Origin of the sequence: Bradyrhizobium sp. ORS 375 (genome assembly GCF_000239775.1) — a bacterium.
Lineage (GTDB): Bacteria > Pseudomonadota > Alphaproteobacteria > Rhizobiales > Xanthobacteraceae > Bradyrhizobium.
Window position 1 is genome coordinate 1 of sequence record NZ_CAFI01000215.1, and the last position, 9,272, is coordinate 9,272.

A 9,272-nucleotide genomic window follows, 5' to 3' on the forward strand; every position below is an offset into this window, starting at 1 on the left:
CCCGCTACGTCGCCCTGCCTCACGCCGACGCCACGCGGTTGTCGCAGGCGGTCATGGCCCAGGCGGGCCGCGGCTGACGGCAATGGAACCGCTGGCGTCAAGCAGCGTTCCCAACAGCGACTGACAAGCTGCCCCATCATCGCTATGCTCGGCTGCGTCGGCCTCGGCAGCATGATCGCCTCATTCGGCACGACATCGTGACACAGGAGCACGCCATGCAGGTCGCTTCGACCACACAGAGTGATCATGCGGCCGGTACGCGGGCTCTGACGATGCCGCCGCCGCTGACGGCCCCGCGCTTCGAGCTCGCCGATGCCCGCATCGGCCGCATCACCTGCTATGTCGACGGTCCTGCCGCGTCGACCGAACGGCCGCTGCTGCTGATCCACAGCGTCAACGCGGCGGCGACGGCCTACGAGATGAAGCCGCTGTTCGAGCATTATCGCAAGACGCGTCCGGTCTATGCGCTCGACCTGCCCGGCTTCGGCCTGTCGGATCGTGCCGACCGCATCTACACGCCGCGGATCATGACTGACGCGATCCTGCTCGCCGTGCACGAGATCAGGCGCCGCCATGGTGATGCCGGCATCGACGCCATCGCGCTGTCGCTCGGCTGCGAGTTCGCCGCCCGTGCGGGGACCGAGGCGCCGAACCTGTTTCGCACCCTGGCGCTGCTCAGCCCGACCGGCTTCGATCGCCGCGCCGAGGCCGCGGCTCAGAAGGCCGGCAACAAGGATGCCACGCGCGCCATGCCGTGGGTGCGCAACATCCTCAACGTGCCCCTGTGGAAGCACGGCTTCTTCACCTTGCTGACGTCACGCGCCAGCATCCGCTTCTTCCTGCAGAAGACGTTCGGTCGCAAGGACATCGACGAGGGCCTGCTGGAGTACGACTACATCACCACGCATCAGCCCGGCGCCGAGAACGCGCCCTATTCGTTCGTCTCCGGCTATCTGTTCAGCGCGCAAGCTCTCAAGCTGTACCAGGCGCTGGCGATGCCGGTGTGGATGGTGCACGGGGTGCGCGGCGATTTCGTCGACTACAATGGCAAGCATGCCGTCGAGGGGCTGCCGAACTGGACCATCCAGGTGATGCAGACCGGGGCGATGCCGCATTTCGAACAGCTTGATAAAGTCGTCGCAGGCTACGATGATTTCCTGGCGCGCGCCGCCGGCGCGTGAGCCGCAGCGGCGCGGGGGCACGCGCCGTCCGAACAGGTCGTCGGCATGAGCGACAAGCCGAGTTGGAATATCGACGGCCGCACCTGGCCGAACCGCGAGGCGAGCCGCTTCGTCGACGCGGGCGGCATTCGCTGGCACGTCCAGGTCATGGGCAGCGGTCCGGTCGCGTTGCTGGCGCACGGTACCGGTGCGGCCACGCACTCCTGGCGCGATCTCGGCCCGCTGCTGGCGAAGCGCTTCACGATCGTCGCACCCGATCTTTCCGGCCATGGCTTCACCTCGACGCCGAATTGGCAGCGGCTGTCGTTGCCGGGCATGTCGCGCGATCTCGCCACCCTGTGCGAGCAACTGGCGATCGCGCCGGAGATCGCGATCGGCCATTCCGCCGGTGCTGCGATTCTCACACGGATGGCGCTCGACAACCTGATCGCGCCAAAACTGATCGTCAGCCTCAACGGCGCCTACCTGCCGTTCGGCGGCGTCGCCGCGCAATTCCTGTCGCCGCTCGCCAAGATGATGGCGCTGAACCCGCTGGTGCCGCGGCTGTTCGCCTGGCGCGGCCGCGATCCGGCGGCGGTGCACCGGCTGCTCAAGGCGACCGGCTCGACGCTCGATGCCAATGGCGAGCGGCTGTATCGCCGTCTCGTCGGCAGCCCTGGTCACGTCGGCGCCGCGCTGGAGATGATGGCGAACTGGGACCTCAATCCGCTGGTGCGCGACCTGCCGAAGCTGACGACGGCGCTGCTGCTGATCGCGGCCGCCCACGACCATGCGATCACGCCGGACGTGGCCCGGCGCGTGCGCCAATTGGTGCCGCAGGCGCAGCTCGAACTCATTGATGGGCTTGGTCATTTGGCGCATGAGGAGCAACCGGCGCGGGTGGCGGAGCTGATCGTGAAAGCCGCCGAGCGCGCCGGGGTCCTCGCAGTGCAGCAGGAAATGTCAAACTAGATTGACGTTTTTGGCTAGCGAAAGCGTCAATTTCAATTTACGCTTTCGGCCATGCTCGACGTCTCCACCATCAAGGCCGCTGCTCCGGCTGCGCTCGGAGACCGGCCGCATGCGGTCGTGATCGGCTCCGGCTTCGGCGGTCTCGCCGCCGCGGTTCGGCTCGGCGCGCGCGGCTATCGCGTCACCGTCTTCGAGCAGCTCGATGCGCCCGGTGGCCGCGCCTATGTGCATCGCCAGGACGGCTTCACCTTCGATGCGGGACCGACCATCGTCACCGCGCCATTCCTGTTCGAGGAGCTTTGGCAGCTGTGCGGGCGGCGGATGTCGGACGACGTCACGCTCAAGCCGATCTCGCCGTTCTATCGCATCCGTTTCGACGACGGCACTGTGTTCGACTGCTCGGCCGACCCGGCCGCGATGCGCGCCGAGGTGGCACGCATATCGCCCGGCGATGTCGATGGCTACGAGCGCTTCATGAAGGCGAGCGAGGCGATCTTCAAGAAGGGCTTCGAGGAGCTCGGCGACGTGCCGTTCCTGTCGCTGCTCGACATGGCGAAGATTGCGCCGGCGATGATCAAGCTGCAGAGCTTCCGCTCGGTCTACGGCCTCGTCTCCCAGCATGTCCGCGACGAGCGTCTGCGCGTCATTCTGAGCTTCCATCCGCTGTTGATCGGCGGCAATCCGTTCACGACCACGTCGATCTATTGCCTGATCGCCTATCTCGAGCGCCGCTGGGGCGTGCACTTCGCGATGGGCGGCACCGGCGCGCTGGTGACGGGTCTCGTCAGTCTCATCGAAGGGCAGGGCGGCAAGGTCAGGTGCTCGGCGCCGGTGGCCGAGATCACCACGAAAAATGGCGTGGCCACTGGGGTGCGTCTGGCCTCCGGCGAGACGATCGCGGCCGATGTCGTCGTGTCCAATGGCTGCGCCGCCTGGACTTACAAGAATCTGCTGCCGTCCGTGCCACGGCGGCGCTGGACCGACGCGCGCATCGACCGCGCGCGCTATTCGATGAGCCTGTTCGTCTGGTACTTTGGCACGAAGCGCCGCTATGACGACGTCGAGCATCACACCATCCTGCTCGGCCCGCGCTATCGTGGCCTGCTTGACGACATTTTCCGCCGCAAGGTGCTGGCGGATGATTTCAGCCTCTATCTGCACCGACCGACAGCGACCGACCCGTCGCTCGCGCCCCACGGCTGCGACGCGTTCTATGTGCTCTCGCCGGTGCCGCATCAGGAGAGCGGCATCGACTGGACGGTCGCCGCCGAGCCGTTCCGCAAGCGGATCGAGACCGCATTGAGCGAATCGGTGTTGCCGGATCTCGCCAACCAGATCGTGACCTCGCGCTTGCTGACGCCTGACGATTTTGAGCATCGCCTGTTGTCCTATCGCGGCGCGGCCTTCGGGCTCGAGCCGGTGCTGATGCAGAGCGCCTGGTTCCGGCCGCACAACAAGAGCGAAGAGGTCGAGCGGCTGTACCTCGTCGGCGCCGGCACCCATCCCGGCGCGGGGCTGCCCGGCGTGCTGTCCTCGGCGCGCGTGCTCGACGAGCTCGTGCCGGCGCCGCATGAGCTGGAGCGGCGATGAGCTGGCAAACGGACATTGCGATCTGTCGGCGGATGCTGCGGGGCGGATCGAAGACGTTCTTTGCCGCATCGAAAGTCCTGCCCCGCATGGTCGGCGATCCTGCGATCGCGCTCTACGCGTTCTGCCGCGAGGCCGACGATGCCATCGATGGGCCCGGCCGCCGCGTCGACGCGGTGGAGATTCTGCACGAGCGGCTCGACCGGATCTATGACGGTCGGCCGGATGACAACCCGGTTGATCGTGCGCTCGCCGGCGTCGTCGCGCATTTCGCGATCCCGCGCGCGTTGCCGGAGGCGCTGCTCGAGGGCCTCGCCTGGGACGCGCAGGGGCGGCGCTACGAAAGCTTGAGCGACGTGCTCGCCTATGCGGTGCGCGTTGCCGGCACGGTCGGCGTGATGATGTCACTGCTGATGAACCGGCGCGAGGCCGAGACGATCGGGCGCGCCTGCGATCTCGGCATTGCGATGCAACTCACCAACATCGCCCGCGACGTCGGCGAGGATGCCCGCAATGGCCGGCTGTATCTGCCGCAGCAATGGCTGCGCGAGGCAGGCCTCGACGTCGAGACCTGGCGCGCCGCGCCGTTCTTCGACGACCGGATCGCGCGCGTGACTGCCCGCCTGCTCGCGGTCGCCGACGTGTTCTATGCCCGCGCTGCGGCAGGCATCACCGATCTGCCATGGAGCTGTCGGCCCGGCATTCACGCCGCGCGGCTGATCTATGCCGAGATCGGCCGCGAGATCGCACGCGCCGAGTTCGATTCGATGTCGCAGCGGGCCGTCGTGTCGGCCTCGCGCAAGCTGCAACTGCTCGGCAAGGCGGCGGTCGTGTCGCTCGCCCAGGCGCAGCCCTCGCTGGCGCCGCTGCGCCCTGAGGCGCGGATGCTGATCGACGCGGTCGTCATCGCGGACGCGCAGCGCCCGCATGCGCTCGCACGGCCGGGACGAACGATGCACGACCGTGCGCTATGGGTGATCGATCTGTTCGAGCGGCTGGAACGCCGTGACCAGTTCTTGCGTTCGGGACGGACGTCCTGAAGCGGCGAGGCCGCTGCATGCGCCAGACGTCATTCACCCGGGACATGACTGCGCCACCATCGGGGAAACGTCATGAGTGGACGTTGGGCGCGGGACCCGATGGGTGAGACGTCATGAGCGAGATGGGCGGTCTCCTGGAATTCGTCGTCGTCGCGCTGTGCGTGCTCGGCTGGCTCGTGCTCGAATGGCAAGGCCGCCGCCTCGACCGCCAGCGCGCCGAGCGCGAGGCGAGGGAACGCGCCGCCGACGAGACATCGTCGTAGGGTGGGCAAAGGTGCGCCCGCATGGTTGCGATGCGTGGAGATCGGCCCGCGCGCCGTGCCCACCGCGCCCCACATTCGAGGCTGATGGTGGGCACGTCGCGCCCGCGGCTTCGCCGCGCTCGCGCCTTTGCCCACCCTACGCTCTGCGGCAACATCACTCTGGAATTGCCAACGTTGGCCCCGACGCATCTACGTCCACCGCCGTCGTCCCGGCCTTGAGCCGGGACCCATCCCCCCAGGGAGCCGTTTGAGGCACGCTGGCGATTGGCAGTTTGCCTCACACGTCCGCCGCGGCGTATGGGTCCCGGATCGGCGCCGTGACGCGCAGGCGCGCATCACGGCTTGTCCGGGACGACGGCGCAGTGTGACGCAACGGCAGTGATCAACGCTGACCTCTCCAGCCCGCGCGCCGCGGCATTCTGAACGGCAGCATGGCCTGGACGATCGGCATCTGGAAGCGGTCGAGCGAGAGGCTTTCATGCATCACGGCGACGTCCTCGCCCTGGATGCGCGCGGCGAGGTGGCTGCGGGCATAGAATGGGGCGTCCTCCAATGTGCTCACCACGCGCACGGATGTCTCAGCGTCGGCGCGCGCGCTGCGGTCGACGCGCCACAACGTCTTGCGCAGAGGAGACTCGGCCAGCGGCGCGATGCGCCTCAGCCTGGCGTCGGGATCGACGTGCAGCGCGATGGACTTGTCCGTGCCGGCGCGTGCCACCGTGTCGTAGGAGATCACCGTGCCGGTCCGCGTCGCGGCGCGCGACCATTGCCAGCTCTGGAAGTCGCGTTCGAGCGGCGCGTCGCCATGGTTGAGGTCGAAATAGCCGTCGCCGCGCCAGTGCAGGTCGGGATGGTCGAAGTCGACTGACACGCGGCAGCACGGCGCGATCGGCTGCCAGCGATGCCGGCCCTCGGCATCGAGCGTAAACGCGACCTCGTTCAGCGCCGTCGGCACCACGCGCACCTTGCCGCGCAATGGCAGCGGCCATGGCACGCTGACCTCGTTGATGTCGATCGACAGCTCGCGGCCGTTCCAGCTCAAGCTGCTCGGCCCGACGGCAAAGCGCGCTTCGTCGCGCGCGATCGCGCCGCGGCCGCGCTCGGTCATGGACCAGCGCCGCGCGCGCTTGCCATAGAGCGCGACGTTGAGCGCACAGTGATTTTCCGGCTCCGCCGGACCACGCCGCCGCGCCCACGCGTAGTACGGCGAGAACACGCTGCCGACGAAGGCGATGATGGTGAGGCCGAAGCGGCCGTCGTCGCTCAGCGCGTCGACATACCACCACGCATAGCCGTTCGTCGGGACGGTGCGGTCGAAGCGAGGTCCAGAATCGCCCGTGCGGCTGCCATCCGGCCCGACAGCGCTGCCATCGGCACGCCCGGTCCCGGATGCGCGCTGCCCCCCGCCACGTAGAGCCCGGCCAGCTTCGTCTGCGCACCCGGCCGCTGGAACGACGCCATCCAGCCGTGCGAGCTGCGGCCGTACAGCGCGCCCCCCGTGCCCGGAAACATCCGGTTGAAATCCGCCGGCGTCGTCACGCGGGTCAATTCGGGTGTCGTCGCGATGCTCAGGCCGCAGCGCTGCAACAGGTCGAAGGTCTGGCGGGCACATTGGCTGATCTCCGAGGCAGCGAAGCGATGATGGTCGCCGGTGGCCGGCGCGTTGATCAGCACGAACAGCGGCTCGTTCGTGCCGGGCTCGCGCGGCTGGTCGTCGCGGTCCTGGGCGCAGACATAGACTGTGGGCTCGGCCGGCATCGCGCGGCGATCGATCAGCTGATCGAACTCGGCGCGATAATTGCGCGAGAAGAACACATTGTGCCGCACGAGGGGAAAGCCGTCCGCGCGCGCCATGCAGCTCCAGGTCATGGCCGAGAGCGAGCGTGCGGACTCCGGAATCGCCGGCAGGGCGCGCGCCGCGTCCGGGCCGAACAAGCCCTGCGCCAGCGCGGCGACATCGGCGGTGGCGATCACGGCATCGGCCGCGATCTGCTCGCCGTCGGCAAGCCGGACACCTGTCGCGCGGCCGCTCTGCGTGACGATGCCGGCGACCTCGCTGTCGTAACGGATGGTGACGCCGTGGCGCCGCGCCAGCGCCGCCAGACACGCGGCGAGCTCGTGCATGCCGCCGTCAATCAGCCAGACGCCGGCCTGCTCGACATGGGCGACCAGCATCAGCGTCGCCGGCGCGTGGAAGGGTGATGAGCCGCAATAGGTGGCGTAGCGGCCGAACAGCTGCTGCAGGCGGTCATCGCGAAAATAGCCGCCGAGCGCCTTCCACAAGGTCTGGAACGGACGGATTGCGGTCAGATCGCGAAAGCCGGCATTGCGCAGGAGATGCGTCATGCTCGGCGCCGGCGTGCGAATGAAGGGATCCCTCAGCGTCTCGAAAATCCGGCGCGCGTCGCGGCAGAACGCGCGATAGCCCTCGGCCTCGCTACGCCCGGCGAAATGGCCGATCGCGTCCGCAGAGCGGTCCTCGTCGGCGAACAGATCGAGCGTCCGGCGGTCGGTCCAGGCGTGGCGCGCCAGGATGTCCAGCGGGGTCAGCGTGAGGTGGTCGTCGATTGAGGTGCCGATCTCGTCGAACAGCTCGTCGAACACCCAGCGCATCGTGAACACCGTGGGGCCGGCGTCGATGCGCGCGGGTCCGATCGCGATCTGCCGCATCTTGCCGCCGGGCGCGGCCGCGCGCTCCAGCACCGTCACCTCGGCTCCGCGCGCGGCGAGGGTGAGCGCGGCGCTGAGGCCGGCCATCCCGGCGCCAACCACGATCACGCGGTGATCGGCCATTGCTCGCACTCCTGTCCGCCGGACCTGACGCAGGAAATGTCTAGCATGATTTACAGTATAGGTGTAAGCTGAAATTTACATAGCGAGGACCCGGGCACGACCCGAATGGCCTCGCGGCAGGGGAGGCTGGCATGGACGTGATGGCCCGGATCGAAAAATCCCTCGTCGCAGCAGTTGCGCTGGCCGACCGGCCCGGATGTCCGCCACGGCTCTCGGCCGCGATGCAGGCGGCGGTGTTCCCCAAAGGCGCGCGGGTGCGGCCCCGACTCTGTCACGCGGTGGCCGCGGCCTGCGGCGATGACGAGCCGTCGGCGACCGATGCGGCGGGATCGGCGATCGAGCTGCTGCATTGCGCCTCGCTGGTGCATGACGATCTGCCGTGCTTCGACAACGCCAAGCTGCGGCGCGGCCGACCCTCGGTGCATGCCGCGTTCGGCGAGCCGCTCGCGGTGCTCGCCGGTGACGCGCTGATCGTGCTCGCGTTCCAGACGCTCGCCAAGTCGCGCTGCTCCCCGGAACGGCTCGCGCGGCTGATCGCGACCATCGGCGATGCGGTCGGCGTGCCGCATGGCATCGCCGCCGGCCAGGCCTGGGAATGCGAGCCGGAGATCGACCTGTCGCGCTATCACCGGTCGAAGACTGGCGCATTGTTTGCGGCCGCCACCGTTTCGGGTGCCGCCGCGGCGGGGCATGACAATCCGGAGGCGTGGCGCACGCTCGGTGAGACGATCGGCGAGGCTTATCAGGTCGCGGACGACATTCGTGACGCGGCCAGCGACGAGGAGGAGGCGGGCAAGCCGGTGGGGCAGGATGCCGCGCTCGGACGGCCCAATGCGGTGCTGCTCTACGGACTGACCGGCGCCGTGACCTATCTGCACGATCTCGTTGCCGATGGCATCCGCACCATGCCGCCCTGCGCGCATGCGCAGGAGCTGCGCGCGCTGATGGAGCAGGAAGCTAAGCGCCTGGTGCCGCGCCGCCTCGCGGCCTCGGCGGCGTGATTTCAAGTCATTGGGAGGCGTGTTCCTTGGGACGAGAACGTCTGCTCATCAGTTGCTCGTCATGCCCGGGCTTGACCCGGGCATCCACGTCGCCCATTCCGTCAGCACCGAACTTGGATGGCCGGGTCAAGCCCGGCCATGACGAGAGTTGATTGCTGTGATTGGGCGTCTCCAGAACGCCCTCTGCGCCGTCACGCGCCCGACGCGACGGGAGTTCTGATCGCCATGCCCGCCGCCATCCGCCACGACACGCCGCCCTCGATCAGCTTCGGTGATCGCTGGCGCTGCTGGCGCGATACGCTACTCGCAAGCGCGGCGTTCCAGCGCTGGGCAGCGGCGTTTCCGCTGACGCGGCCGATCGCGCGCCGGCGTGCAGCAGAGCTGTTCGATCTGTGTGCCGGTTTCGTCTATTCGCAGACCTTGGCGGCCTGCGTGCAACTCGACCTGTTCGAGACG

Annotated in this window: 8 protein-coding genes and 1 pseudogene; 7 read left to right on the forward strand and 2 right to left on the reverse strand. The window is 68.3% G+C overall.

The window, feature by feature from the left end; all coding sequences use genetic code 11:
• Positions 1-215 precede the first annotated feature (215 nt).
• The 5 genes from BRAO375_RS18170 to BRAO375_RS38075 all read left to right on the forward strand — a co-directional run bounded on the left by BRAO375_RS18170 (position 216) and on the right by BRAO375_RS38075 (position 5,022).
• On the forward strand, positions 216-1,181 hold the full coding sequence (locus BRAO375_RS18170) for an alpha/beta fold hydrolase (RefSeq protein WP_009028924.1): 966 nt from the start codon (positions 216-218) through the stop codon (positions 1,179-1,181).
• 45 nt (positions 1,182-1,226) lie between these two features.
• Positions 1,227-2,132: an alpha/beta fold hydrolase BchO gene (bchO, locus tag BRAO375_RS18175; protein WP_009028925.1), complete on the forward strand. Its 906-nt coding sequence runs from the start codon at positions 1,227-1,229 to the stop codon at positions 2,130-2,132.
• A 51-nt stretch (positions 2,133-2,183) separates the two neighbouring features.
• Complete coding sequence (locus BRAO375_RS18180) at positions 2,184-3,722, forward strand: phytoene desaturase (protein WP_009028926.1); 1,539 nt, start codon at positions 2,184-2,186, stop codon at positions 3,720-3,722.
• Positions 3,719-4,759: a phytoene/squalene synthase family protein gene (locus BRAO375_RS18185; RefSeq protein ID WP_009028927.1), complete on the forward strand. Its 1,041-nt coding sequence runs from the start codon at positions 3,719-3,721 to the stop codon at positions 4,757-4,759. Before BRAO375_RS18180 ends, BRAO375_RS18185 begins: the two co-directional genes overlap by 4 nt.
• Positions 4,760-4,872: 113 nt before the next feature.
• Positions 4,873-5,022, forward strand: coding sequence for a hypothetical protein (locus tag BRAO375_RS38075; protein ID WP_175345334.1), 150 nt, complete (start codon positions 4,873-4,875; stop codon positions 5,020-5,022).
• A gap of 382 nt (positions 5,023-5,404) precedes the next feature.
• On the opposite strand, the gene BRAO375_RS18190 is transcribed toward BRAO375_RS38075, so the two are convergent.
• Positions 5,405-6,289 carry a carotenoid 1,2-hydratase family protein gene (locus tag BRAO375_RS18190; protein WP_502688925.1) on the reverse strand — a complete coding sequence of 295 codons (885 nt, stop codon included), beginning with the start codon at positions 6,287-6,289 and terminating at the stop codon, positions 5,405-5,407.
• Positions 6,286-7,815: a 1-hydroxycarotenoid 3,4-desaturase CrtD gene (gene crtD / locus BRAO375_RS18195; protein ID WP_009028929.1), complete on the reverse strand. Its 1,530-nt coding sequence runs from the start codon at positions 7,813-7,815 to the stop codon at positions 6,286-6,288. Before crtD ends, BRAO375_RS18190 begins: the two co-directional genes overlap by 4 nt.
• Before the next feature lie 131 nt (positions 7,816-7,946).
• On the opposite strand from crtD, the gene BRAO375_RS18200 reads away from it, so the two are divergent.
• On the forward strand, positions 7,947-8,816 hold the full coding sequence (locus BRAO375_RS18200) for a polyprenyl synthetase family protein (RefSeq protein WP_009028930.1): 870 nt from the start codon (positions 7,947-7,949) through the stop codon (positions 8,814-8,816).
• Between the two features lie 225 nt (positions 8,817-9,041).
• Positions 9,042-9,272 (forward strand): annotated as a pseudogene (locus BRAO375_RS18205) (methyltransferase); the annotation flags it as partial.

Coding starts and splice junctions, on each gene's coding strand:
- BRAO375_RS18170 (WP_009028924.1), top strand. CDS start 216: ATGCAGGTCGCTTCGACCACACAGAGTGATCATGCGGCCGGTACGCGG.
- bchO (WP_009028925.1), top strand. CDS start 1,227: ATGAGCGACAAGCCGAGTTGGAATATCGACGGCCGCACCTGGCCGAAC.
- BRAO375_RS18180 (WP_009028926.1), top strand. CDS start 2,184: ATGCTCGACGTCTCCACCATCAAGGCCGCTGCTCCGGCTGCGCTCGGA.
- BRAO375_RS18185 (WP_009028927.1), top strand. CDS start 3,719: ATGAGCTGGCAAACGGACATTGCGATCTGTCGGCGGATGCTGCGGGGC.
- BRAO375_RS38075 (WP_175345334.1), top strand. CDS start 4,873: ATGAGCGAGATGGGCGGTCTCCTGGAATTCGTCGTCGTCGCGCTGTGC.
- crtD (WP_009028929.1), bottom strand. CDS start 7,815: ATGGCCGATCACCGCGTGATCGTGGTTGGCGCCGGGATGGCCGGCCTC.
- BRAO375_RS18200 (WP_009028930.1), top strand. CDS start 7,947: ATGGACGTGATGGCCCGGATCGAAAAATCCCTCGTCGCAGCAGTTGCG.